General features: G+C 70.4%; 20 protein-coding genes and 3 pseudogenes. 9 read left to right on the top strand and 14 right to left on the bottom strand.

Annotation, left to right across the window (positions count from 1 at the left end):
- Together ACGFH9_RS27890 and ACGFH9_RS27885 are read left to right on the top strand one after the other, a co-directional pair.
- The coding region (locus tag ACGFH9_RS27890; protein WP_393223911.1) for a non-reducing end alpha-L-arabinofuranosidase family hydrolase at positions 1–159 on the top strand (159 nt) is incomplete at its 5' end.
- Positions 160–246: 87 nt separating this feature from the next.
- A pseudogene (locus ACGFH9_RS27885) lies at positions 247–504 on the top strand (VOC family protein); the annotation flags it as partial.
- 20 nt (positions 505–524) lie between these two features.
- Here ACGFH9_RS27885 and ACGFH9_RS27880 read toward each other — a convergent pair.
- Together ACGFH9_RS27880 and rph are read right to left on the bottom strand one after the other, a co-directional pair.
- Entirely contained in the window at positions 525–701 is a 177-nt protein-coding gene (locus ACGFH9_RS27880) for a YciI family protein (protein WP_393224926.1), read from the bottom strand.
- 32 nt (positions 702–733) lie between these two features.
- Entirely contained in the window at positions 734–3,349 is a 2,616-nt protein-coding gene (rph, locus tag ACGFH9_RS27875) for a rifamycin-inactivating phosphotransferase (RefSeq protein ID WP_393224923.1), read from the bottom strand.
- Between the two features lie 143 nt (positions 3,350–3,492).
- Here rph and ACGFH9_RS27870 point away from each other — a divergent pair, with 143 nt between their 5' ends.
- Positions 3,493–3,633 (top strand): hypothetical protein, encoded by a 141-nt coding sequence (locus ACGFH9_RS27870; RefSeq protein ID WP_393224921.1) that lies wholly within the window; start codon positions 3,493–3,495, stop codon positions 3,631–3,633.
- 4 nt (positions 3,634–3,637) lie between these two features.
- Here the strand turns inward: ACGFH9_RS27870 and ACGFH9_RS27865 are convergent, their stop codons facing one another.
- On the bottom strand, positions 3,638–4,351 hold the full coding sequence (locus ACGFH9_RS27865; protein ID WP_393224918.1) for a hypothetical protein: 714 nt from the start codon (positions 4,349–4,351) through the stop codon (positions 3,638–3,640).
- 176 nt (positions 4,352–4,527) lie between these two features.
- Positions 4,528–6,171, bottom strand: a complete 1,644-nt coding sequence (locus ACGFH9_RS27860; RefSeq protein ID WP_393224916.1) for a glycoside hydrolase family 27 protein — start codon at positions 6,169–6,171, stop codon at positions 4,528–4,530.
- A 271-nt stretch (positions 6,172–6,442) separates the two neighbouring features.
- Between ACGFH9_RS27860 and ACGFH9_RS27855 the strand changes: the two genes are divergently transcribed.
- A complete protein-coding gene (locus ACGFH9_RS27855; RefSeq protein ID WP_355248302.1) occupies positions 6,443–7,336 on the top strand; it encodes an SGNH/GDSL hydrolase family protein in 894 nt (297 codons plus the stop codon).
- A 106-nt stretch (positions 7,337–7,442) separates the two neighbouring features.
- Entirely contained in the window at positions 7,443–8,120 is a 678-nt protein-coding gene (locus ACGFH9_RS27850; protein ID WP_393224913.1) for a DUF6891 domain-containing protein, read from the top strand.
- Between the two features lie 18 nt (positions 8,121–8,138).
- On the opposite strand, the pseudogene ACGFH9_RS27845 reads toward ACGFH9_RS27850, so the two are convergent.
- From ACGFH9_RS27845 to ACGFH9_RS27830, 4 genes and pseudogenes are all read right to left on the bottom strand, one after another.
- Positions 8,139–8,303 (bottom strand): annotated as a pseudogene (locus ACGFH9_RS27845) (RNA polymerase subunit sigma-24); the annotation flags it as partial.
- 154 nt (positions 8,304–8,457) lie between these two features.
- Positions 8,458–9,498: a LacI family DNA-binding transcriptional regulator gene (locus ACGFH9_RS27840; protein ID WP_393224909.1), complete on the bottom strand. Its 1,041-nt coding sequence runs from the start codon at positions 9,496–9,498 to the stop codon at positions 8,458–8,460.
- Between the two features lie 31 nt (positions 9,499–9,529).
- Positions 9,530–10,078: a hypothetical protein gene (locus ACGFH9_RS27835; RefSeq protein WP_393224906.1), complete on the bottom strand. Its 549-nt coding sequence runs from the start codon at positions 10,076–10,078 to the stop codon at positions 9,530–9,532.
- Between the two features lie 133 nt (positions 10,079–10,211).
- Positions 10,212–10,595 (bottom strand): annotated as a pseudogene (locus ACGFH9_RS27830) (family 43 glycosylhydrolase); the annotation flags it as partial.
- A gap of 460 nt (positions 10,596–11,055) precedes the next feature.
- Here ACGFH9_RS27830 and ACGFH9_RS27825 point away from each other — a divergent pair.
- Positions 11,056–13,905 (top strand): glycoside hydrolase N-terminal domain-containing protein, encoded by a 2,850-nt coding sequence (locus ACGFH9_RS27825; protein ID WP_393224904.1) that lies wholly within the window; start codon positions 11,056–11,058, stop codon positions 13,903–13,905.
- Between the two features lie 144 nt (positions 13,906–14,049).
- On the opposite strand, the gene ACGFH9_RS27820 is transcribed toward ACGFH9_RS27825, so the two are convergent.
- Complete coding sequence (locus tag ACGFH9_RS27820) at positions 14,050–14,364, bottom strand: hypothetical protein (RefSeq protein WP_393224902.1); 315 nt, start codon at positions 14,362–14,364, stop codon at positions 14,050–14,052.
- A 45-nt stretch (positions 14,365–14,409) separates the two neighbouring features.
- The gene (locus ACGFH9_RS27815) at positions 14,410–14,859 is read right to left on the bottom strand and encodes an iron chaperone (protein WP_393224899.1); all 450 of its coding nucleotides are present in this window, start codon (positions 14,857–14,859) and stop codon (positions 14,410–14,412) included.
- A gap of 216 nt (positions 14,860–15,075) precedes the next feature.
- On the opposite strand from ACGFH9_RS27815, the gene ACGFH9_RS27810 reads away from it, so the two are divergent.
- Positions 15,076–16,089 carry a LacI family DNA-binding transcriptional regulator gene (locus ACGFH9_RS27810; RefSeq protein ID WP_393224896.1) on the top strand — a complete coding sequence of 338 codons (1,014 nt, stop codon included), beginning with the start codon at positions 15,076–15,078 and terminating at the stop codon, positions 16,087–16,089.
- Positions 16,090–16,146: 57 nt separating this feature from the next.
- On the opposite strand, the gene ACGFH9_RS27805 is transcribed toward ACGFH9_RS27810, so the two are convergent.
- Genes ACGFH9_RS27805 through ACGFH9_RS27790 form a run of 4 tightly spaced genes read right to left on the bottom strand, consistent with a single transcriptional unit; the run spans position 16,147 to position 20,947 of the window.
- Positions 16,147–17,859, bottom strand: coding sequence for an amylo-alpha-1,6-glucosidase (locus tag ACGFH9_RS27805; RefSeq protein ID WP_393224894.1), 1,713 nt, complete (start codon positions 17,857–17,859; stop codon positions 16,147–16,149).
- 32 nt (positions 17,860–17,891) lie between these two features.
- Positions 17,892–18,716 carry a carbohydrate ABC transporter permease gene (locus tag ACGFH9_RS27800; protein WP_393224891.1) on the bottom strand — a complete coding sequence of 275 codons (825 nt, stop codon included), beginning with the start codon at positions 18,714–18,716 and terminating at the stop codon, positions 17,892–17,894.
- A complete protein-coding gene (locus tag ACGFH9_RS27795; RefSeq protein WP_393224888.1) occupies positions 18,713–19,684 on the bottom strand; it encodes a carbohydrate ABC transporter permease in 972 nt (323 codons plus the stop codon). Before ACGFH9_RS27795 ends, ACGFH9_RS27800 begins: the two co-directional genes overlap by 4 nt.
- An 18-nt stretch (positions 19,685–19,702) precedes the next feature.
- A complete protein-coding gene (locus tag ACGFH9_RS27790; RefSeq protein ID WP_393224886.1) occupies positions 19,703–20,947 on the bottom strand; it encodes an extracellular solute-binding protein in 1,245 nt (414 codons plus the stop codon).
- A gap of 300 nt (positions 20,948–21,247) precedes the next feature.
- Between ACGFH9_RS27790 and ACGFH9_RS27785 the strand changes: the two genes are divergently transcribed.
- Both ACGFH9_RS27785 and ACGFH9_RS27780 read left to right on the top strand, forming a co-directional pair.
- Positions 21,248–23,083, top strand: coding sequence for an RICIN domain-containing protein (locus ACGFH9_RS27785; RefSeq protein ID WP_393224883.1), 1,836 nt, complete (start codon positions 21,248–21,250; stop codon positions 23,081–23,083).
- A 190-nt stretch (positions 23,084–23,273) separates the two neighbouring features.
- Positions 23,274–24,875, top strand: a complete 1,602-nt coding sequence (locus ACGFH9_RS27780; RefSeq protein ID WP_355248342.1) for an arabinofuranosidase catalytic domain-containing protein — start codon at positions 23,274–23,276, stop codon at positions 24,873–24,875.

Here is a 24,875-nt window from a genome sequence, read left to right as displayed (position 1 = left end):
ATCAGCCACGGCGAGCTGATCCGCACCAGCGCCGACCAGACCTTCACCGTCGACCCCTGCAACCTCCAACTCCTCTACCAGGGCCGATCGCCCTCCTCCGACGGCGTCGACTACGGCCTGCTGCCGTACCGCCCCGGCCTGCTCACCCTCCAACGCTGACACCACCCACAGCACAGAGCGGGCCCGGCTGTTGCCGGGCCCGCCCCGCGTCACGTCCAGGACCGGCCGTGTCCGCCAGGCTGGGTCATGCCCTTGAGCGCCCACCACATCAGAGCCTCCGTCGCCGTGTCCGACATCGCGCGGGCGGTCACGTTCTACGAAGGCAGGCTGGGCCTGCGGGCGCTGCGATCCGCCCCCAGCGCCCACATCGCCGACGGCAGCCGCATCTACGCCTCCGGCGGCGGGCCGGCCCTCAACGTCTACCAGTCGGTCACCGCCGGGACGACCGCGGCGACGTTGGCGACGTGGTACGTCGACGACCTCGACGCGATAGTGGACGAACTGACCGCTGTCGGTCGGTCACGTCAGCCGTGGTCGACCACCGGGCGGATCTCCACGCCGCTGTGCGAGGCACGCACCTCGGGAAGCAGCGTCGCCAACGACAGGACCTCGTCCAGGTCGGCCGCCTCGACGAGGTAGTAGCCGCCGAGGACCTCCTTGGTCTCCAGGAACGGGCCGTCGGTCGTCCTGATCTGGCCCATCGGGTCCGAGCGCAGCGTGGTGGCCGTGGCCGTCAACTCGAGCTGTCGGACTCGTCGAGGATCTCGACGTACCCGTCGGTGCCGTGCACACGGATCCGCTGTCCGTCTCGGATCAGCCTGGTCGCGTCCGCCACGCCGACGACGGCGGGGAGGCCGTACTCCCGGGCGATGACCGCGCCGTGGGTCATGAGACCGCCCACCTCGGTGACCAAGGCCGTGACGGCGACGAACAGGGGCGACCAGCTCGGATCGGTGTAAGCGGTGACCAGGATGTCGCCCGACTCCAGCGCGGCGTCCGTCATGTCGGAGAGGACACGGGCGCGACCCTCGACGGTCCCGCCGGACACCCCGAGGCCGGCCAGCGCGCCGGTCGGCACGTCGTCTCGTCGGTACGCCCCGGAGATGATCTCTCCCTCGGAGGTGAGCACCCGGGGCGGCGTGAGCGTCTGGTACGCGCGGAACTCGTCCCTACGCCGCTGGATCAGAGCGTCGTCGACCCGGTGCGACCGCACCGCGTCGTGCAGCTCGGCGAAGGTGAGGTAGAAGACGTCGTCCCTCTCGCGCAGCACGTGGGCGTCGACGAGGCGCTCGGCCTCCCGCAGCAGGGCCTGCTTGTAGACGAAGTAGCGGTTGATGATCGCGTACTTCGGATACTCGCGGTATCCGATGAAGGTGCGCACCCGGTCGATCATCCGTGCGGTCTCGTCGGCCCTGTGTGCCCCGTCCGGCAGGGCGCGTAGGCGTTCCAGCAGCTCCTCGCGCTTGCGCTGCGCCTCCTCGTACCCCTGCGCGAAGCGCCGTCGGGCGGCGCCGGGCTCGTGGAGCCTGATGTTGTCGAGGATCAGGGGTACGAGCGTGGTGGGGCGCTCGGCCCAGCGCGGCCTGGTGATGTCGATCTCGCCGACGCAGCGCATGCCGTACCGGTCGAGATACGCGCGGATGGCGGCGCGTGCCTCCGTGCCGCCTGCCAGCTTCGGCAGGTCGTCGAGGAAGCCGTCGTCGACGACGTCCCGCAGGTAGGCCACCACATCGGGGTACGGACGGATCGCGTCCGCGACGTCGAGCAGCGCAAGGCCCATCTCCGACGTGACGTTGCCCGGGGCGGACAGCGTGAGGGTGTCGGCCGCGTTCCGCTCGCCCAACCATTCGGACAGGTGGTCGTTGAGCCACCAGGTGGCTCCCATCCCCGCCATGATCGCCTGCATGCTCAACGGATCGGCGAGCAGCCGCTTGTGCTCGGCGAAGGCCTCGAACAGGAAGTCGAACAGCGCCGGTCCGGTCACGTTCGCGATGTCGCGCCGCAGTGCGGCGAGAGACGCCTGGCTGCGCTCGATCAGCTCGGCGACGATGGCCGGATCGTTCTCGATCGTGGCCGGCGCGCCGCCGAGCCGCGGGACACCGGGACCGTCCTGGGCCAGCGTCGGTACGAAGTTGGGGCGCTCCAGGAGGGTTTCCAGCGCGTCCCGGGTCAACGGATCAGACCTGCCCGCCATCTCGAGGAAGCCGGCGCGGCCCGCGGGCGACGCCAGGAGCCGGGTGGCGTCGACGAAGAGCCTCCCCCCGGCCTCGTGCATCGGCGCCATCGCCGTGAGCTGCCACATGGACAGCCCCAACGGCCTCATGACGTCGGTCATCATCTGCTGATGCCCCACGGACAGGTAGACGTGGTTCTCCTCGTCCAGGGCGGCGGGGACGGGGAACAGCGTCGTGATCGGCCGGCTCTGGACGATGTGGAAGTCGTCGTCGACCAGGCACCACTCGATGTCCTGCGGGCAGCCGAAGTGCGCCTCGATCCGCCGGCCCACGCGCACCAGCCGCAGGACCTGGACATCGGTCAGCGCCGGCTGCCCCTGACGGTCCGTGCTGATCGGCTGCCTGACGGTGCCCCCGCCCGGGAGGGCGTCGATGGCGAGCCGCTTGGTGGCGATCGACCTGTCGATGATCGCGTCGTCCCGCACCCGGTAGGCGTCCGGGTTGACGAGCCCGGAGACCAGAGCCTCGCCAAGGCCGAAACTGGCCTCGACGGAGGCGGTCCTTCGATTGGACGTGCGGGGGTCGGCCGTGAACAGCACGCCGGCCGCCTGCGGAAACACCATCTTCTGCACGACGACGGCGAGGTGGACGGTCCGATGGTCGATGCCGTGGCGCTGCCGGTAGGTGACGGCACGCTCGGTGAAGAGCGAGGCCCAGCACCGGCTGACGTGGGCGAGGATGGCGGCCGTGCCTCGGACGTTCAGGTAGGTGTCCTGTTGGCCCGCGAAGGAGGCCGTCGCCAGGTCCTCCGCCGTGGCGCTGGACCGGACGGCGTAGGCCGTGTCCGCACCGTGCTGGCGCAGGGCTCCGTCGATCGCCGCCACCAGGTCGTCGGGCAGGGCGGTCTCTTCGATGCTCCGGCGGATCTCCGCGCTGAGGTCGCGGACCGCGTCCCGGTCGTCCGGCGTCAGGCGCGACAGCCGCTCAAGGTGAGCCTCGATCGAGGGCACCTCGGCCAGAACCCGTCGGAAGGCGTCGGTCGACACGCAGAAGCCAGCCGGTACGCGGATGCCGTCGATCCGCGACAACGCCCCCAGACGGGCGCCCTTGCCTCCGACGGTCGCGATCTGCGTCTCGTCGACCTCGTCGAGATCCCACACGTAGTGGTCGGTCATCGCGTCACCTCGGTCCGGACGGTCCGTACGACCACTCGTGTCCTGCACAACACACGCACCCGGTGCCCCGATTCTTCGTTCGTTCCCGTCTCCGGCCGACGATTCTGCGGCACGATAGGGGTCTTGCGGCAAGGCCGGCGATCGTGGCCGCGCTGCCGGACGGGTTGGGTCGGCTCGAGGTCATCGAGGGCGCGGGTCACTACCCGCACGCGCAGTACCCCGACGAGACGGCTGCCCTGCTGCTCGCCTTCCTGGGCGCGAACGCCCGCGCCCAGGGCCGGTAGGCGGTCAGGCCAGCAACTGTTCCCGCATCCGCGCGCCCAGGTTGATTCGTCCCACCGCGCGCGGGCCGGCCGGGTCGTGCACATCGAGGGTGTTGTTGCGACGCATGAGCGCACGGACCGGAGGTGGCAACCGGGGCGGGTCGTCCATCGCGGCGAGGACCTGCGCGGCGCTCGTGATCAGTCGATCCACGAACGCGGCGGCGTCGGTGTCCACCCGCACCCGGCCGTACTCCCAGCCGGCGGTGGTGAGGTCGAGCAGCTCGAACACATGTGTCGCCAGCGGGTTCGGATCGGTCACCCGGTCGAGCCGGGCCGCCCGGTCGCCGACCACCGCGACGGCGGCGGCCACCTGGGCGTACGGGTGGAAGCCGCACGGCAGTGCGAACAGCGGCCACCGCAGTCCGGGACCGGCCTCCATCCACAGCGGCCGGTAGTTCCGCCGGTGCACCAGGAGTCGTCGGCCGGTCCGCCGGTGGATGTCCTGGGCCTGCGCCCGCAGATCCACGTGTGCCTCGTCGGCGACCTGGCTGAGAACCCGGGCCGCCACCACCAGGCCGTCGTCGCCGCCCAACATGCCGGTCGCCGCTTCGACCTGCGCGGGAAACGGAACCCGCGTGTGTGCGCCGTATCCGTGCTGGAGGTTGCGCAGCAGCATCTGCTGCCGCTCCGGGTCGAGTTGGACCCGCCCGCCGCCCAGCAACCGCTGGAGCCAACGCATGTCGCCTCGTTTCAGCAGAGCCGTCCCGATCCGTGGCAATGCTATGCGTCGGACGTTCCCCGGGTGTCGCAGGGGTGAGCATGAGCGGCGTGGACCGGCCGGGCGACGCGCGGGTCGGTGCCCGCGGACGTGCCCGGCCGGTCCAGGCCCTGCCCCCGCCTACCGGGGACGGTCGCTCAGCTGCGGCTCCACCGCTGACTGGCTGCGCCGTTGCAGTCCCAGATCTGGGCGCGCGTGCCATTTGCCGTCCCGTTGCCCACCAGATCCAGGCAGCGGCCCGAGGCGACCGCCGTGATCGAGCCGTCGGCGTTGAAGCGCCACTGTTGATTGGCCTGGCCGTGGCAGTCCCAGATGATCACCGACGTCCCGTTGGCGGTTCCGCCGTCGTAGACGTCGAGGCATTTGCCTCCGTAGACCCGTAGCTCCTGGGCGCTGGTCGAGGTCCAGGACTGGTTGGCCTGGCCGTGGCAGTCCCAGATGATGGCGGTGGCGCCGTTCGTCTGGGACGCGCCGTTGACGTCCAGGCACCGGCCGGCGGACGTGCTGCGGATCGTCGACGTCGCGCTCGGCGGGGGCGTGGTCGGTGGGGGCGTGGTCGGCGGCGGCGTGGTCGGCGGGGGAGTGCCACCGCCGGTGACCAGGAACATGGCGGCGCCGTGTGCCGGCACGGACGCGCTGATCGTGCCGGTCGACGTCGAGGTGGTGTGGGACCACAGGTCGCGCACTGTGTACGAGCCGGCGTTGCCGAGCCCGAGCGCGCTGGCAGTGGTGGAGATCGTGGTCGTGCCGCTGCCGCGGTTGAGCAGGACGGTGGCGACCCCGCCGGTGGACATCGGCTTGCGCCAGACCTCGAGGTCACCGGAGTCGCTGATCTTGCGGCCCTGCTGGCCGCCCCAGTCCTGGTTGACGGCGATGACGTCGGTGTTGGTCAGGATCGTGCGGGTGGCCGCCGACATGGTGCGGATGTCGTTGCCCGCCAGCAGCGGGGCGTTCAGCAGCGCCCAGAGGCTGAAGTGCGCTCGGGATTCGGTGTCGGTGGGCCCGTTGCCGACCTCCAGCATGTCCGGGTCGTTCCACGCGCCCGGTCGGGCGTACGACTCCTTGCCGACCTGCTGGTCCAGGATGCCCATGATGGAGTTCCAGTTCCCACCGATGTCGCCGGTGGTACGCCAGGAGTTGCCCACTCCCGCGCCCCAGGTCCAGACGCTGTCCTGGCCCCAACTGCACAGGCTGTACAGGATCGGCCGGTTGGTGGCCGCGAGCGCGTCCCGCATCGCGGTGTAGCGCTGCTGCGCGCTCCGGCCGAGGTGGTCGCCGCAGTTGTCGTACTTGAGGTAGTCGATCCCCCAGGACGCCCAGAGGTTGGCGTCGCGTTGCTCGTAGTTGATGCTGGCCGGGTACCCGGCGCAGGTGAGGGTCCCGGCCGAGGAGTAGATGCCCAGCTTGAGGCCCTTGTCGTGGACGTAGTCGGCGAGGGTCTTCATGCCGCTCGGGAACTTCTGTGGATCGGCGACCAGGTCACCGCTGCCGTTGCGCTGCTTGGTGGACCAGCAGTCGTCGATGTTGACGTAGCGGTAGCCCGCCGCTGCCATGCCGCTGGAGACCAGCGTGTCGGCCGTCTGCCGGATGAGCGACTCGTTGACGTTGCATCCGAACGAGTTCCAGTCGTTCCAGCCCATCTGCGGTGTGCGGGCCAGCCCGTTCTCCAACGCCTCCGCGGGTTGGGGGGTGGTGAGCACCATCGCGCCGCTGACCACCGCGGTGCCGAGGGCAGCCGCAAGGATTGTGGGGAACAGTAGGGCGATTCTTCGTTTGAGCACGTGCGCTCCTTGCGGTGGTTGACGGCGAGGGCCCACTGCCGTCCACAGGAGCCGATGACATTGACCGACGCCAATTTAACTCGCATGACACATGCCGTCAACGCAGCCGGTGTCCGGCGCGGATCTCGACAGGTCGGAGCCCGCCCCGCAGCCCTCCCGACCCACACTGTGGGACGTTCTTTAGTGAGGGTCATCTATATTGACCCCGCTCGGCGGCGGCGACAGGATCACGGCACCACCACCACCACCGCGATCTCCCCTGGGAGGCGTCATGCCCCGTCCCCGCCTGCCGCTCCTGCGCGCGGCCACCCGACTGGCCGCACTCGCCGCGGCCACCGCCGGTGTCCTGCTCGCCGTCGCCACGCCCGCCAGCGCCGCGGTCCCCACCGGCCGTTACGTCGCGCTGGGAGACTCGTACACCGCGGGTCCGTTGATCCCCACCCAGGTCGACCTCAACTGTCTGCGGTCGAACCGCAACTATCCCTCGCTGGTGGCCGCGGCCGCCGGCTCGACGTCGTTCGCGGACGTGAGCTGCTCCGGTGCCACGACGGACGACATTCTCCACGGCGGCAGCGGCCAACTGGGCATCAACGTCCCACCGCAGCTCAACGCGGTCACGTCGAGCACCGCGCTGGTGACGGTACAGATCGGCGGCAACGACATCGGCTTCTCCGGCATCATCGGTGAGTGTGCGGAGGCGAGCCTCAGCAGTCCCCTCGGTTCGCCGTGCAAGAACCGGTACACCGCGGGCGGCACCGACCAGTTGCAGGCCCGTATCGCGGCCACGGTGCCGAAGGTGACCGCCGTGCTACAGGCGATCCGCCGAGCCGCGCCCAGCGCGCGGGTCGTCGTCCTCGGATATCCCGCGATCCTGCCCGACAGCGGGTACGGCTGCTGGCCCGTCGTCCCGATCGCCTACCAGGACGTGCCGTACCTGCGCGGTGTCGAGAAGTCGCTCAACGCCATGCTGGCCAGCGCCGCCGGCGCGAACGGCGCCACCTACGCCGACGTCTACACGCCGTCGATCGGTCGGGACACGTGCAAGAGCAGCGGAACCCGCTGGATCGAAGGGCTGGTGCCGCAGAACTCCGCCGCGCCCTTCCACCCGAACGCCCGTGGCGAACAGGGCATGAGCGCCGCGCTGCTGGCCACCCTCAACGGCTGACCGGACGCGACCGATCCGTCCGGCCCCGCCGTCCTCGGACGGCGGGGCCGGACGGTCCCGCACGTCACGTCCCGGACTGTCGGAGGTCGCTGCAAGGATCTCCGCCGTGGATGGATGGACCTACAACGATCGCCCCGAGGGCGTCCGCTTCCTGACCGATCGAGTCGCCGAGCCGGGTCGCGGCGAGATCGAGGCCGAGATCTGGGACTGGATCGTCCGTGGCTACGACGACCCCGTCGACTTCCTGGACCACCTCGACGACGACGAGCGACACGGCGCCACCGCCGAGGACCTCACGTCGGCGTACGAGACGGCGCTGGCCCTCCGGCGCGAGCAGCAGCGTGGCTGGGGCGCGGTCCGCAGCAACCTCACCCGAGCGTTCGCCGATCTCAACGAGGCCGGCGTGGTGGCCCGAGAGAACTTCAGCTGTTGCGGCACCTGCGCGTCCGCGGAGATCCACGACGAGCGCGACGACTCCCGGCACTGGCAGGGCTACCTGTGGTTCCACCAGCAGGACACGGAGTCGCTGCTCGCGAGCGAGAACGGCGAGGTCTACCTCGGCTACGGAGCCTACCCTCCAGTGGATTTCGACGAGGCCGCCTACTCGGCCCTGCCGGAGGCCGAGCAGCAGGCCCGTTACCAGGCCGACCTGGAACGCCTGCTGGACGAGGTCGCCTTCCCGGTGCTGCGCCGCCACGGCATGCGGGTGGCATGGAACCGCAAGCAGTCGCAGCGGGTCCGGGTGAGCGGCGCGCAGTGGTACGCGCCGCTGCCGAGCGACTGAGGCGGGTCGTGCGACCCGTCAGCGCCGCCGGTGGTCGTTGAGGCGGGCGGCCTGGCGGGTCAGATGGTCACGCTCGGCGAGGTTGGCCGCCTTACGAGCCGCCTCGGCGTAGAGGCGGGCCGCCCTCGCCAGGTCGCCGTCGCGTTCGTGCAGGTACGCGGCCACCGCCGAGTAACGCGGCAGCTTCAACAGCAGGTACTTCGCCATCGTTGTGTTCCTCCTCGCTCGCGTGACCCGTTCTGGTCACGTTCACCCCGGGGACGACGCCGGGTGTGGTTTCTCGACATGGCCGCCGAAAAAAGTCGGCCTCTTCGGGACCCGCTGCCCGGCCGCCCTGCTACCGAGTGCTGTGCGGTCCGGTGCTGCCCCGGACGACGAGCGCCGTGCCGAGTTCGTACCGCTCCTGGGGGAGGGTATGGCCGTCGGCCAGCGTCAACGCGAGCCGAGCGGCGGTGGCCCCGATCTCGGTGAACGGCTGTCGCACCGTGGTCAGCGGTGGTGACGTCCAGGTCGCCTGGTCCACGTCGTCGAAGCCGACGACGCTGAGATCTTCGGGGATTCGCAGGCCGATGTCGTGGGCCGCCGCGTAGACGCCGAGGGCCTGGAGGTCGTTGCCGCAGACGAGGGCGGTGGGTGGCTCGGCCCGTGTCAACAACTCGCGCCCGAGGTTACGGCCGGCCACGAAGCTGAACACCCCCTGCCGTTCGGGGCTGTCGTCGAACGGGATGCCGGCGTGGTCCAGGGCGGCCCTGAAACCGTCCAGGCGAGCCCGCGCGGCCAGGTCCTGCACCGGCCCGGTGAGCACTCCGATCCGCCGGTGGCCGAGGTCGAGAAGGTGCCGGGTGGCGGCGAGGGCACCGCTCCAGTTGTTCGAGCCGACGGCGGGGGTGGGGAAGAGTTCGCCGCCCGGGTCGATGGCGACGAGCGGTATGCCCATGCTGGCCAACTGTCGGCCGTGCTCGGCGGTGACGAGCGAGCAGACCGCGATGACGGCGGTCGGATGGCGCAGCAGCAGGGGCTCCATCCAGGGCAGCCCCGCCTCCACACGGTGACGGAGGTCGACGAAGCCGACGGTGCAGTCCCGCGAGTCGGCGACCTCCTGGATGCCGCGCAGGATCTCCAGGGCGATCGAGGGCAGCATGTGGTGGAAGAGCACCTCGATGCAGAGTGTTCTCGCGGCGTCCTCAGGACGGCGATAGCCGTGGTCGCGGAGCAGCGCCTCCACCCGCTGCCGGGTCTGCTCACCCACGCCGGTGCGACCGTTGAGAACCTTGGACACTGTCGGAGGGGACACTCCGGCGAGCTCGGCGATCGTGGCGACGGGCAGGTCACCGCGCCGCGGTTTGCGGGGGCGGCGCCGCCGGCTCTCGTCGCTCACACAGCGAGACTACGGTCGCGGCGCCGGCCGTTCAGCCGGGCGGACGCGCCACCGGACGGTAGTCGAACCAGTCGAAGGCCGCGATGCCGTCGGTCACGTACATGCCGATGACCCGGCCGGTGAAGCCGCCGGCGACCTCGGTGGAGAGGTACCGTCCGTCGAGTTCGGCCAGCAGTACGTGGCCGTCCGCGGTCTCCACCTCGAACGCGATCATGTCGCTGGCGGCGGGGCGTACCCCGAAGGGCTCGTCGATGCGCAGGGTGAGCCCGGCCGTGCCGCCGTCCGGATCCACCCGCACGCTGGCGCGGCAGTCATGATGGCGTTGGCGGGCCGCCACGATCGTCGCGCCGGCGCGGTCCAGCGTCGTACCGGCCGCGTGCAGGGTGAGCCATCCAGGCCGCTCGGTCAACGACCAGGCCGCGTCGGGACGGGAGCGGGGCGAAACCCATCCAGGTGCGAGGCTGGTCGTGTCGAAGTCGTCGCGGTGCGTGCCGGGGTGGAGGTCTGTGCTCCGGTGGGTGAGGATCGGGTTGGTCGGCGCGGGCTCGAACGGCCCCCCGAGGGCTGCGGGACCGGGCAACCGAGACGGCGTGGCCGGTGTGCGTGCCGCCCTCGGAGAGCAGCAGGTACCACCATTCGCCGATGCGGTAGCCGTCCACTCCCGAGGTCGTCAGCCAGCAGGTGCCGTCATCGTCCCAGGCCAGGGACGGGTCGGCGTGGGGCGGGTCGAGGTAGACCGGCTCCGACCATGGGCCGGTGGGATCCGCCGCGGTGACGATGAGGTGCCGGCGGAGGCTCACGTTGGTGGTGATCACCCAGAAGCGGCCGTCGTGGTGGCGGATGGTCGGTGCGAAGATGCCGCCGGACGCGTTGGCGTCGGGCGGGATCTCCAACTGGCTGGCACGGTCGAGGACGTTACCGATCTGTCACCAGTGGACCAGGTCCCGGCTGTGCAGGAGCGGCACACCGGGGAAGTACTCGAAGCTCGAGCAGACGAGGTAGTAGTCCTCGCCGACCCGGCAGACGCTCGGGTCGGGGTAGAAGCCGGGTACGACCGGGTTGTGGTAGCCCGCAACGGCCGACGAGCCTGAGGACACAGCTGCCACCTCCGGACGGTCGGTGCCGGGATGTCGCGATTTGTTCGCGATAACATCTCGTGGCTCTGGATGCTACGAACGAGCTGCGTCGATGGCAAGGTGCCCGGGCGGCCCACCGTGGGCGCGCCCCTGCGCGCCGATCCGAAACATGACCGACACCTATTGACGCGCAGCGCCGTCATCTACGAAGGTCTATGGAGGATGCATGGCGCGCCGCCGGGAGCCCGGCACGCCGGGCCACGGCTGTGAACGTTGCCGAGCGGTGCGAGCGGGCCGCACCTGTTAACGCTAACAGCAAGCGCCCACCACGCGTCCCCGGCCGCCGCCGACCGTCCCCGCCAGGACTCGAACGGCAAACCGGCCGTGGGCACGTCCCCGCCATAGCGCCAATTCCGGCGGTGCCTCCAGCGGTGCCGTCCCACCTGCGTGAGGTCGCTGGCCTGCGCAGATTGGAGAGACCATGTCTGAAGTGACACGAAGAAACGTGCTGCGGGCCGGTGCTGCGGGCGCCGGCGCCGCGCTGCTACCGGTTGCGTGGTCCGCCGTGGCCCGCGCCGGTTCGGTCGCGCCGCCACAGGTGCTCGCCGCCAACGACCTGGCTCTGTGGTACGACGAGCCGGCCGGCACCGACTGGCTCCGCGCGCTGCCCGTCGGCAACGGACGCCTCGGCGCCATGGTGTTCGGCAACGTCGACACCGAACGGCTCCAGCTCAACGAGGACACCGTCTGGGCCGGGGGTCCGTACGACTCCGCGAACACCCGCGGCGCGGCCAACCTCGCCGAGATCCGGCGGCGCGTCTTCGCCGACCAGTGGACGTCGGCGCAGGATCTGATCAACCAGACGATGATGGGCAACCCCGGCGGACAGCTCGCCTACCAGCTCGTGGGCAACCTCCGTCTCGCCTTCGGTTCCGCCAGCGGCGCGTCGCAGTACAACCGGACGCTCGACCTCACCACCGCCACCGTCACCACGACGTACGTGCTCAACGGTGTCCGGTACCAGCGTGAGGTGTTCGCCAGTGCTCCCGACTCGGTGATCGTGCTCCGGTTGACCGCCGACCGCGCCAACTCGATCACGTTCAACGCGACCTTCGACAGCCCACAGCGGACGACGATGTCGAGCCCCGACGCCGCCACGATCGCGGTCGACGGCATCTCCGGCGCCATGGAGGGCGTCAACGGCTCGGTGCGTTTCCTCGGGCTGGCCAACGCCACCGCGACGGGCGGCACGGTCAGCAGCTCCGGCGGCACCCTGCGCGTCTCGGGTGCCACGAGCGTGACCGTCCTGATCTCGATCGGTTCCAGCTATGTCAACTACCGCACGGTCAACGGCGACTACCAGGGCATCGCGCGCACCCGCCTCAGCACCGCCCGTGGGGCGAGCCTCGACCAGCTGCGCAGTCGCCATCTCGCCGACTACCAGGCCCTGTTCAACCGGGTGACGATCGACCTGGGGCGTACGGCCGCGGCCGACCAGCCGACCGACGTGCGGATCGCCCAGCACGCGAGCACGAACGATCCCCAGTTCTCCGCCCTGCTGTTCCAGTTCGGGCGGTACCTGCTGATCTCCTCCTCGCGGCCGGGCACCCAGCCGGCGAACCTCCAGGGCATCTGGAACGACTCGATGACGCCGCCGTGGGACTCGAAGTACACCATCAACGCCAACCTGCCGATGAACTACTGGCCCGCCGACACCACCAACCTCGCCGAGTGCTTCCTGCCGGTGTTCGACATGATCAAGGACCTCACGGTCACCGGGGCGCGTGTCGCCCAGGCGCAGTACGGCGCGGGTGGCTGGGTCACCCACCACAACACCGACGCGTGGCGGGGCGCCTCGGTCGTCGACGGGGCGCTGTGGGGCATGTGGCAGACCGGCGGCGCCTGGTTGGCCAGCCTGATCTGGGAGCACTACCTGTTCACCGGTGACGCCGGTTTCCTCCAGGCCAACTACCCGGCGCTCAAGGGTGCCGCCCAGTTCTTCCTCGACACCCTGGTCGCCCACCCGACGCTCGGTTACCTGGTGACCAACCCGTCGAACTCGCCGGAGCTGCCGCACCACTCGAACGCCAGCGTCTGCGCGGGCCCCACCATGGACAACCAGATCCTGCGTGACCTGTTCGACGCCACGGCCCGGGCCAGTGAGGTGCTGGGAGTCGACACCACGTTCCGCTCCCAGGTGCGCACGGCACGGGACCGGCTGGCGCCGTCGCGGGTCGGCTCCCGCGGCAACATCCAGGAGTGGCTCGCCGACTGGGTCGAGACCGAGCGGAACCACCGGCACGTCTCCCACCTGTACGGCCTGCATCCGAGCAACCAGATCACCAAGCGCGGCACCCCGCAGCTCTACGAGGCCGCACGCCGGACGCTGGAACTGCGCGGCGACGACGGGACCGGCTGGTCCCTGGCCTGGAAAATCAACTACTGGGCCCGCCTGGAGGACGGCGCCCGCGCCCACAAGCTCCTGAAGGACCTGGTCCGCACCGACCGGCTCGCGCCGAACATGTTCGACCTGCACCCGCCGTTCCAGATCGACGGCAACTTCGGTGCGACCTCCGGCATCGCCGAGATGGTGCTGCACAGCCACAACGGCGAGCTGCACGTGCTCCCCGCGCTGCCGAGCGCCTGGCCCACCGGCCAGGTCGCGGGCCTGCGCGGCCGGGGCGGGTACACCGTCGGCGTGGCCTGGAGCAGCGGGCAGGCCGACGAGATCAGCGTCCGCGCCGACCGGGACGGCACCGTACGCCTGCGCGCCCGCCTCTTCACCGGGTCCTTCACCCTGGTCGACGTCACCGACGGCAGCACGCCCAGCACCACCCGACCCGAGACGGATGTCGTGCAACTCGCCGTGCGCGCCGGTCACACCTACCGCGCGGCGCGGCCCGGTGTCACACCGTCACCGACGCTGAGCAGCACGCCCTCGCCCACGGTCTCGCCGACCTCGAGTCCGACCGACACACCGAGCCCGATCCCGACGCCGACGCCCACCGTGTCGAGCACGCCCTCGCCGTCCGGCGCGCGGGCGACGTACACGGTGACGAACTCGTGGTCGGGCGGTTTCCAGGCCTCGGTGACGGTGACCGCCGGCGCGACGCCCATCCGTGGCTGGACGGTCTCCTGGGCCTTCCCCAACGGGCAGGTGATCAGCCAGATCTGGGGTGGCACGCACACGCAGAGCGGTGCGAGCGTGCGGGTGACGAACGTCGACTACAACGGGGCGTTGCCGGCCGGTGGCTCCACCACGTTCGGCTTCATCGGTACCGCGACGGGCACCAACAACCCGCCGACCGAGATCACCTGCACGACCACCTGACGCGCCACGGTGCGCCCCCGCCAGCCGTCGGCCCCGCGTCGACGGTGGGTGGGGGCGTGTCGCCCGTCGCCGTGCAGCGGCACCGCCTCCGCCGGCGACGGGTGGCCGGCCAGCTTCTGCACCGCGTCGCCGCCCGTGCGCCGGCTACCGTGCCGGGTCGCCGTCGGTGCGCCCGGCCCGCCTGCGCCACCGCTGGTGCCGCCAGACGGCGATCACAGAGGCCACCGCGACGAGCAGGGCTGCGGCGCCCTTCCAGACACGCTCGGACCACGGTCGCTCGGTGCCGAACGCCGCCTCACCGCTCGCCATGAGCCACAGCCCCACCCACGCCCACTGCCAGCCGCGCGGCCAGGAGAAGGTTTCCGGCGGGTCGGTGAACGCGCCGACCGCGATGGCCGCGGCCCCGACGACGACGATCAGCGGTACGCCGACGCGCGTGACGAACTCCCAGAACGACACGTACCGAGCATCGTCGGTGGACGCACGGCGTACCAGAGCCGCGGATCAGCAGACCGCTGCTCGGACCAGCTCGACGATCCGCTTCTCCACCTCGGGGCTCCACGTCCGCAGGGCGTACGACACCGGCCAGAGGTCGCCGTCGTCGAGGTTCGCCGCGTCCTGGAAGCCCAGTGTCGAGTACCGGTAGTTGAACTTGCCGGAGTCCTGGAAGAAGACGACGATCTTGTCGGCGGCGTTGGCGTACGCGGGCATCCCGTACCACGTCTTCGGCGACAGCTCCGGCGCTGCGGTGGTCACCGCCACGTGCACGCGCTCCGCGAGCGCGCGGTCGTCGGGCGCCATCTGCGCGATGCGGTCGAGGACCGCCTGCAACCCGTCGGCCTTCTTGGCGCCCTTCCTGCCCTCGGCGCGCAGTTCGGCCGCACGCTCCTTCATCGCGGCACGCTCCTCGGCGCTGAAGCCGTCGGAGTCGGTGCTGGAGGACTTCGCGGACATGTCGGGCTCCCTCTCGCTCGTCATGGCGCGGCGTCGTGCCGGCCACCTGGGAAAAGGCTAGGCCGGAAGGACGCGCGGGTGCTTCTTGATTCCTGACCGGCTGGGGGTGGCCGGGATGAGCCGGACGGGGCGTCCGGGGCCGCACGCGGAGCGCTTATGCTCGGAAACCGGAGCTGGGCGCGTCCCGTCGGGGCAGGAGTCGGTTCGAGGGGGCGTATGAACATCGGGGAGATCGCCCGGCGCGCGGGAGTGTCCCGCAGCACGGTGTCGTACGTGTTGAGCGGCAAGCGAACGGTGTCGGAGGCGACCCGGCAGCGGATCCAGGCGGTCATCGACGAGCTGGACTACCGGCCGAACGCCAGCGCCCGTGCCCTGAAGGAGGGGCGTACCCGCACCCTCGGGTTGGTGATCCCGCCGGCGAGTCAGCGGTTGACCGACATGCAGTTGGGCTTCGTCGCCAGCGTCGTCGAGGCCGCCGCCCGCCACGACCTCGACGTGCTGCTGTCGCCGTCGGGGGGCGACCACGACCGCTCGTTCGAGCGGATCGTCTCCGGGCGTCGCGTCGACGGCGTCGTGTTGATGGAGATCCGGTTGGAGGACGACCGCGTGACGCGGCTGGCCCGTACGGGTCTGCCGTTCGTCACGATCGGCCGGACGGCCGAGGCGCACGGCATGAGTTGGGTCGACATCGACTACGCCGGGCTGATCGCGCGCTGCGTGCATCACCTGGCCGACCTGGGGCACCGGCACGTGGCGCTGGTGAACCGATCCGCCGAGCTGGTGGCGGCGGGGTACGGCCCCAGCCATCGCGCCCTGGCCGGCTTCCAGGCGGCGGTGGCCGAACGGGGCCTCGCCGGCGTCGACGTGTGCTGCGGCGACGACTCCGCCTCCGGCGAGGCGTGCGTGGAGCAGTTGCTGGCGACGCATCCGGAGGTCACGGCGGTGGCCACCATCAACGAGGCGGCGCTGCCCGGGATGCAGCGCGCGCTGACCGGCGTCGGGCTGTCCGTGCCGGCGGACTTCTCGGTCACCGGGGTCGCCGCCCAGCACTGGGCGGAGGACTTCCGCCCGCCGCTGACGGCTGCGGACGTACCCATGTGGGACATGGGCGCCGAGGCGGTGGCGCTGCTGCTGGAGATCATCGCGGCCCCGGGCAGCGTGCCCCGGCACCGCCTGTACAGCCCGCCCATCTCGTTGCGTTCCAGCACGGGCCCGGTCCGGGCCCGCTGACCCGCCCACCGCCGCCACGGTCCCGCGACCGTGGCGGCCGGTCGTGCACCGCCCCTGCTACCGTCCCGCCGCCCGGCGTTCCTGGTGCGCGGCGGCCAGGATGAGGTAGCTGCTGGCGGTCCAGGTGTACGCCCGGTCGCGCAGGCCGGCACCGGTCTCGGCGTCGAAGTTCTCCGCGAAACCCGACTTCTCGCAGAGCGCGAGGAAGCGCTGGCTGATGTCGTCGGCGATCCCGGTGTGCCCGGCCCGTCGCAGGCCGTCCTCGACCAGCACGGTGGAGGGCGCCCAGATCGGGCCCCGCCAGTACCCGTCGGCGGCGTAGTGGGCCGAGTCCGTCGGTTCGGTGGCCAACCCGTGGGTGGTGAGGTGGCGCTCGACTCCCCGGGCCAGCGCGTCGGCGATCGGGGTGGGCAGGTCGGCGCCGAGCGCGATGGGCATCAGGTCGAGCAGGCTACGGCTGGTCCGCTGCTGGCCGGTGTGCGGGCTGCGGGCCGTGAAGCGCTCACCGTCCCACAGGTCCCGGAGCATCGCCGTACGGATTCGGCCGGCCTCCCGGGACCACCGGTCGGCCGCGACGCCCAGCTCGGCGGCGAGGTCGGCCAGGCAGTCCAGCTGCGCGACGAGGAAGGCGGCCAGGTCGGCGGTCTGCACGACCCGGCCCTCGTCGAACGTGGTGGCGTTGTCCCAGCCGCTGTCGTTGCCGTGCTGGTAGTGCGGCAGGTCCTGGCCGGGAGCGCGGCGCGCGTCCAGCCAGAACCCGGCCCAGCGGGCCAGCCGGTCGTACGTCTGCGCGAGCGCCGCCCGGTCCGGTGGGTGGGGTAGGCGTCGGCGCAGGTGCCGCAGCGCCCAGCCGTGGATGGGGGGTTTGACGTAGTTGTGCAGGACCTCGGAGTGGGTGACCGAGTCGGGAAGGGCACCCGCGGCGTCCTGGTGGTCGAAGGGCAGGTGGAACTGGTGCCAGGCCAGCTCGGGCTCGCCGGCAGCCAGGGCGATCGCGTTGAAGCAGTGGTCCCAGCTCCACACCTTGTCCATCCAGTGCTTGGACATCAGGACGGCGGGCCGGGTGACGAACCCCGCCGGGTCGACGGTGGCGGACCACAGCACGTACGCGGCCAGTTCGGCGGCCGGGGTGTCCTCGTCGCGCCACGGCGCGACCGCGTCGACGAACGCGGCGAACTCGGCGCTGCGGTCCCGGCACACCTGGTCGAAGGTGACGGTCGTGGCGTAGGGCCGCCGCGCGGTGGCGTACTCCTCGATCGCGATCTCCCAGGGCTCGTCACCCGTGAGGTCCAGGGACCGGTCGGCGGTGCCGAGCGCCTCGACGCCGTCGGTGCGGCGCAGCGCGCCGGCGAGCACCGTGACCCGGTAGCGACGCCCGGTCTCGTAGGAGGTGAACACGAGCGAGCCGTCGACCGGGTCGAGGTAGAGGTAGGTGCCGCTGAACGGGGTGAGCGTGCCGGCCGCCGCGGCTATCCGCAGGCCGAGGTGCCGACCCCGGAGCCGCAGGGTGTCCGGTCCGTCGTAGACGGCGTCGATCCGACCGGGACCGGCGTGCCAGGTCAACAGCGCGGGTGTGGCGACGACCGTGGTGCCCGGGGCCGTGGGGGAGAGGCGTAGCACCGGGTGCAGCCCGGTCTGGTGCGACACCAGGTGCAGGTCGTCGGCGTACGTCTTCTCGGCGACCACGGGGGAGATGTTGAGCCAGGACCCTCGGTAGCTGAACGGGATGTCCTGGATGGCGAACTCCGGACCGGACGGGGCGACGGTCATGGGTGGCGACTGCCTTTCTGTGGTGCGGGTGGTCAGTCCTTGACGGCGCCGGCGGTCACGCCCATCGAGACGTACCGCTGGGCCAGGATCAGTAGGACGGCTGCGGGGACGGAGGCGACGACGGCGGTGGCCATGATGGCGTTCCACTGCTGGTTGTTGTTGCCGATGTAGTGGTAGATGCCGAGGGTGATCGGCTGGTGGTCACCGCCGCCGGCCAGGGTCGAGGCGAAGACGAAGTCCGACCAGGACCACAGGAACGCGAACAGTGACACCGTGACGATCGAGTTGCGGCTGACCGGCAGCACGATCGACCAGAAGGTGCGCAGTCGACTCGCGCCGTCGACCACGGCGGCCTGGAGCAGTTCGTCGGGAATGCCGGACATGAAGGCCGTGAAGATCAGTACGGCGAACGGCACCGCGAGTGTGGTGTCGGCCAGGATCAGGCCGGGCAGCGTGTTGAGGACGCCGAGGGTGAGGTAGATGGCGTAGAAGCCCATCGCCATGATGATCCCCGGGATCATCTGGGCGATCAGCAGCAGGAAACTCAGCGCCGGGCCGCCGGGTGGCCGCAGCTTCGCGAGCGCGTACCCGGCGGGGGCGGCGAGCGCCACGGTCAGCGCCACCGTCCCGAGCCCGACCACGAAACTGGTGCCCAGGTAGGGCAGCTGCTGGTCGAGGACGGCCCGGTAGCCGTCCAGCGTGCCGTTGGTCGGGAACAGGTGCGGCGGGCTCGCCCGCATGTCCTGGTCCCGGGTGAACGACACGTTGATCATCCAGTAGACGGGAAAGAGCATCAGCCCGGTCAGGACCAGGCCGACGAGGGTCTTCCACCAGACCCGGCGCGGTGACGTGATCATCCTAGGTGCTGCCTCCGTTGGAACCGGATGTAGAAGAGCCCGGCGATCAGCGCCAGCACGATGAGCAGGTTGCCGACGGCCGCCCCCGGCCCGAACTCGGGCAGCAGGTTGCCGAAGCCGAGACGGTACGACCAGGTGGCGAGCGTGGCCGACGAGCTGGTCGGGCCGCCCCGGGTCATGATCCAGATGATGTCGAAGACCTTGAGCGTGTAGATCAGCCCCAGCAGCAGCGTGATCGCGGAGACCGGGCGCAGCAGCGGGAACGTGATCGACCAGAACCGTTGCCAGCCGGTCGCGCCGTCGAGCGCGGACGCCTCGTACACCTCGACCGGGATCGCCTGAAGGCCGCTGTAGAGCACCACCAGGTTGAACGGGATGCCGATCCAGATGTTGGCGATGATCACCGAGGTGAGCGACCAGGTCGGCGAGGTGAGCCAGTTGACCGGGTCGATCCCGACGACGCCGAGCGTGGCGTTGACCAGGCCCGAGTCGCTGTTGAGCAGCCACGACCAGGTCGAGGCGGACACGATCAGCGGCAGCAGCCACGGCACGAGGATCAGCGCCCGCAGGGTGGCCGACAGCGGGAAGTGCTGGCGGAAGAAGAGCGCCAGGGCCATGCCGATGCCGAACTGGAAGACGAGCGACGCGCCGGTGAAGACCAGGGTGTGCGTCAACGTCGGCCAGAACGCCGGGTCGGTCAGGACGGTGCGGTAGTTGTCCAGGCCGGCGAAGGGTGCGCCACCCTGCACGAACGACCGGACGGTGTACTCGCGCAGGCTCAGCTCGACGTTGCGATAGAGCGGGTAGGCGTAGAACGCCAGCAGGTAGACGGCCGTCGGTGCCAGGAAGCCCCATCCCAGCCATCGTCCGGGCCGGCGGGTGCGGGGGGCGGCAGGGCCGGGTGGGGCGGCGTCGGCCGCCCCACCGTCGCTCCGCGTGGTACTGGAGTTCTGCGTCGTGTGGGTCATGTCGTCGATTCGGCGCGTTTACTTGCTCGCGGCCATCGCCTGGGCGGCGGTCAGCGCCTCCTGAGGCGACTTTCCGCCGCTCAGGGCCGCCTGCACGCCGGTCCACAGGGGCTCGGAGATCTTCGGGTACTTCGTGCCGAGGTTGTCGCCGGTGCGACCCTTCGCCGCCCGGACCGCCTCGACCCAGACCTTGAGCTTGGGATTCTCGGTGGCCTGTCGGTCCTGGACGGCGGCCACCGGCGCGACGTAGGAGAGCGTGGTGTCCGTGGTGAGGAGGTTGTCGGCGCTGGTCAGGCAGGTGACGAGCTGCTGCGACGTCGCGTAGCGGCCCGTCTTGCGCTGCACGGGGATCGAGACGAACTCACCGCCGGTCGGTGCCGGGGCCGGTCCACCCGCGCTGGCCGGGATCGCGATCGTGCCGTACGAGAAGCCGAGCTTCTCCGCGTTGGCGAGCTGCCAGGTGCCGTTCTCGGCGAATGCGAAATCGCCGGTGGCGAATTCCTGCCAACTCGTGGTCTGGGTGTTGTTGATGACGGAGTTCGGAGCGAGCCCCTGCTTGAGCCAGCCCGTCCACAGCGCCAGCGCGGACACCGCCTGCGCCGAGTCGAGGCTGGTCAACTGCGCGCCCGATCCCCAGAACCAGGGCAGGAACTGGAAGCTGCCCTCCTCGGTGCCGATCGCGGAGAAGGTGATGCCCTTCTTGCCCTTGGCCTTGACCTTCGTCAAAGCCGTGGTCAGCGACGTCCAGTCCGTGACCGAGGCCGGGTCGACGCCGGCGGCGGTCAGCAGGTCCTTGTTGTAGTAGAGCGCGAGGGTGTTGGCGCCGATCGGCACCCCGTACGTCTTGCCGGCGCTCTGGCCGGCGCCGAGCAGGTTCTTCTCCATGCTCGACGTGTCCAGCTTGTTCTCCTCGGTCGTGGTGAGCGCGCCGGCCTCGGCCAGGGTCGAGATGACCGGGTTGTCGACGATCAGCACGTCCGGCGAGTTGCCCTGCTGGGCCGCGAGCAGCGCCTTGTTGGTCAGGTCGGTGGTGTCGTAGCCGGTCCGCTCGACCGTCACGCCCGCCGAGGTTCCGCACTTCTTGAGCAGGGCGACCCAGTCGGAGTCGTCGGCGAACTGCGGGTACGGGTCCCAGACGACGTAGGCGCCGCCGTCGTCGCCGCCGGAGCCCCCAGACGACGACGAGCAGGCGCTGGTCGTCACGGCGGCGAGTGCTATCAGGGCCACGGCGGCCAGTCGCCGCCGTCGGTTGAGTCGTGTCATGTGCTGCCTCACTTCAACTCGATCGTGTGGTGGGGTGTCGTGGGTTGACCGTCGCGGGCCGGAGCACGTCCGACTATGAGGCGAACCGATTCGACGAAACGGTTCGCACGAAGATAGGACCGTCCGCGCTCGGAGGTCAAGGATGGCTGCCGCGCCCGTCAGGTAGCGCTGGGAAACACCCGCTTCACCGGAGCGCCATTTCATTGACATGAGTGAGTCTCCGACCTACGATCCGAGCGAATCGATTCGCAAGCGCAGCCCTCCGGAGAGCGTCCCCCGCGCCCCACCAAGGAGCCGCCCGTGAAAACCCCGTCCCGCAGCAGGCCCGGCCGAGCGCACGCGCTCGTCGCCCGACTCGTCGTCGGCCTGCTCGCCGCCACCACGGCCGTCGCCGTCGCCGCGTCCCCCGCCCAGGCCGCCGACGAGTCGATAAGCGTGAATTTCTCGACGACCGCCGGCACGCCGACCTATCGTGCGTCCGGCTGGATCTACGGCATGACCGAGAACGCCAGCGGCCCACCCGACCACTTCTACCGCGACGTCAACTTCCGCTACATGCGGGCCGGCGGCGCACAACTGCCCGGCAGTGGCTGGGTCGGCGGAAACTACGACCGCCGCTGGAACGCCACCCTCGCCCAGGCGCGCCGGACCGCCGCCCTCGGCGGGCAGTTCATCCTGCTGCCGCACGACCTGTGGGGTGCCGACGGCGCCGGCATCTCGCGCTTCCCCGGCGACAACGGCAACTGGACGGACTACGACAACTTCCTGAACCGCGTCATCGGCGACGTCCGGGCGTCCGGGCTGACCGTGCAGTGGGACATCTGGAACGAACCCAACATCACCATCTTCTGGAACCGGCCGATCTCCCAGTACCTCGAACTCTGGCGACGCACGTACCAGCGGCTCCGCACGGAGTTCCCCAACCAGCTCATCGTCGGGCCGAGCTGCGCCTGCGTGCCGTCGACCTCGCACGCGTTCTGGAACCAGTACCTCGACTTCGTCCGCTCGACGAACACCGTGCCGGACATCATCAGCTGGCACTCCCTGCCGGGTGATCCGGTCGCCAACGTCGCGGCCGCCAACGCCACACTCGATCCGCGCGGCATCCCGCATCCCCGTCCGTACCAGATCAACGAGTACGGGGCGTCCAACGAGCAGAACCCCGCCGACGGCGCCTGGTACATCTCGCGTCTGGAGCGTGCCGGGGCGGACGGTCTGCGGGCCAACTGGGCCAGCGCCGGCAACCTGCACAACGACCTCGGCAACCTGCTGGTCCGCAACTCGGCCGGTCAGCACCAGCCCAAGGGGGAGTGGTGGGTCTACCGCTACTACGCCTCCCAGGCGGGGCAGATCGTGGCGGTGACCGGCAGCCAGTCCTACGACGCGTACGCCACGAAGGCGAGCGGGGTGGCGAAGGTCCTGGTCGGCGGCGGTCGTACGACCGGGAACCTGGCCGTCAACCTGCAACGTCTCGACACGACGAGTGGCGTGGTGCAGAACAACCAGGTGCGGGTGCTCACGCAGCGCATCCCGTACAACAACGGTGGCGCGGTGCAGGGGCCGGTCACGGTCTCGAACACCGTCGTCAACCTGTCCAACAACAACGCCACGGTGACGCTGCCGTACGGCAACCAGAACGACACGTACACGGTGACCCTGCTGCCGCCCTCCGACGCCGGCTTCCAGTCGGTGGCGGTCGCCCAGCACTCGCAGCAGTGCCTGGACAACACCAACCTGAGCACCGCCGACGGCAACGCGCAGCAGCAGTTCTACTGCGAGGGCGGTGACCAGCAGCTCTGGAACTTCCAGCCGGTCGCCGGCGTGGCCAACACGTACACGGTGGTCAACCAGCAGAGCGGCAAGTGCCTCGACGTCAGCGGCGCGTCCACCGCCAACTCCGCCGCGGTGATCCAGCGGACCTGCCAGAACGCCACGAATCAGCAGTTCGCCCTCCGGAAGGTGACCTACTCCGGCAACGATGCGCACGACTACCAACTCGTGGCCCGGCACAGTGGCAAGTGCGTCGACGTCAACGGGGTCTCCACGGCCGCCCGCGCGTCGGTCATCCAGTGGCCCTGCAACGCCGTCAGCCAGGGCAGCCCGCTGAACCAGACCTGGCGGATCTGGGGGCGGTAGGCAGCACGCGAGCCCCGGCGGTGGCCGCCGGCACGGGCGGCCACCGCCGGAATCCCGTCGACCGGGCTTTCATTGACACTGATCAAAACGCGCTCATACGATCGTTACGAATCGATTCGCCCGCCCCGCCACCACCTCCGCGGCGCGTCGGCACACCCCATGCGCTGCCACGACTCTCCAGGAGCATCCCGTGCGTACCCCGTCCCCATCCGGGCCCGGCCTGGCCCGCGAACCCATCCCGAGACGTCGTCTCCCGCGCCTGGCCGTCCTGGCCGGCGCGGTGGCCGGCGCCCTCGTCCTCGTCACCGTCGGCGCGACGGCCGGTGCCTCGTCGTCCGCCGCGGAGGCCGCCGCCATGGCGGCGGCCATCGTGCCCGGGCAGAGCACCACGATCGTCGGCGTCCCGTCCGGTCGATGCGTCGAGGTTCCCAACTCCAGCACGACCAACGGCACTCAGGCCCAGCTGTGGGACTGCAACGGCGCGGCCGGTCAGACCTGGACCTGGACGTCGAGCAAGCAGCTCTCGGTGTACGGCAACAAGTGCCTGGACGCGTCCGGCCGAGGCACCACCAACGGCACGCAGGCGATCATCTGGGACTGCAACGGCCAGACCAACCAGCAGTGGAACGTCAACAGCAACGGCACCATCACCGGTGTGCAGTCCGGGCTGTGTCTCGACGCGAACGGCGCGGCCACCGCGAACGGCACCAAACTGATCCTCTGGGCCTGCAACGGCGGCGCCAACCAACAGTGGACCTCGCCCACCGCCCCACCGACCACGACTCCGCCGACCACGACCCCACCGACGACGACCCCACCGCCGAGCGGCGCGCGCCCGTGCGACATCTACGCCTCCGGCGGCACCCCGTGCGTGGCGGCCCACAGCACGACGCGAGCCCTCTACGCGGCGTATGCCGGCAACCTCTACCAGGTCCGACGCTCGTCGGACAACACCACCCGCAACATCGGTCTGACCGGCACGGGCGGCACCGCCAACGCGGCGACGCAGGACTCGTTCTGCTCCGGCACGACCTGCGTGATCACTGTCGTGTTCGACCAGTCCGGGCGCGGCAACGACCTCTGGTACCAGGGGTCGAGCGTGGTTCCGGGCTCGCCGCAGAGCAGGCCGGCCACCGCGACCACCGAGTCCCTGACGGTGGGCGGCACCAAGGCGTACTCGCTCTACATCAACCCGGGTAACAGCTACTGGCGTGACGGGCACCTGACCGGCGTACCGACCGGTGCCGCGCCGGAGGGCATGTACATGGTCACCAGCGGCACGCACGTCAACAGTGGTTGCTGCTTCGACTACGGCAACAGCGAGACGACGCGTAAGGCCGATGCCGCCGGCGCGATGGACGCCATCAACTTCGGCAAGCAGTGCTGGTTCGGTGGCTGCTCCGGCAGCGGTCCGTGGGTGCAGGCCGACCTGGAATGGGGTCTGTTCCCGGGTGGCAGCAGCTCGTGGAACCCGAACCAGCGGGCGTTCACCAGCAAGTTCGTCACGGCGACGTTGAAGAACAACGGCACGTCCCGCTTCGCGATGAAGGGCAGTGACGCGCAGTCGGGCAGCCTCTACACGCTGTGGGACGGCTCCCTGCCGTCCGGCTACAGCCCGATGAAGAAGCAGGGCGCGATCATCCTGGGCAGCGGCGGCGACTGCTGCAAGCCCGACGGAGGCGCGAACCTGAGCGCCGGAACGTTCTACGAAGGGGCCATGGTCGCGGGCTACCCGTCCGACGCGACCGAGAACGCGGTCCAGGCGAATGTGGTGGGCGCCGGCTACCGCTGA

The organism is Micromonospora sp. NPDC049102, assembly GCF_043197485.1.
In the GTDB taxonomy this organism is placed as follows: Bacteria; Actinomycetota; Actinomycetes; order Mycobacteriales; family Micromonosporaceae; genus Micromonospora.
The sequence above is the reverse complement of the archived record's forward strand: the minus strand, read 5'-3'. Positions and strand labels throughout refer to the sequence as shown.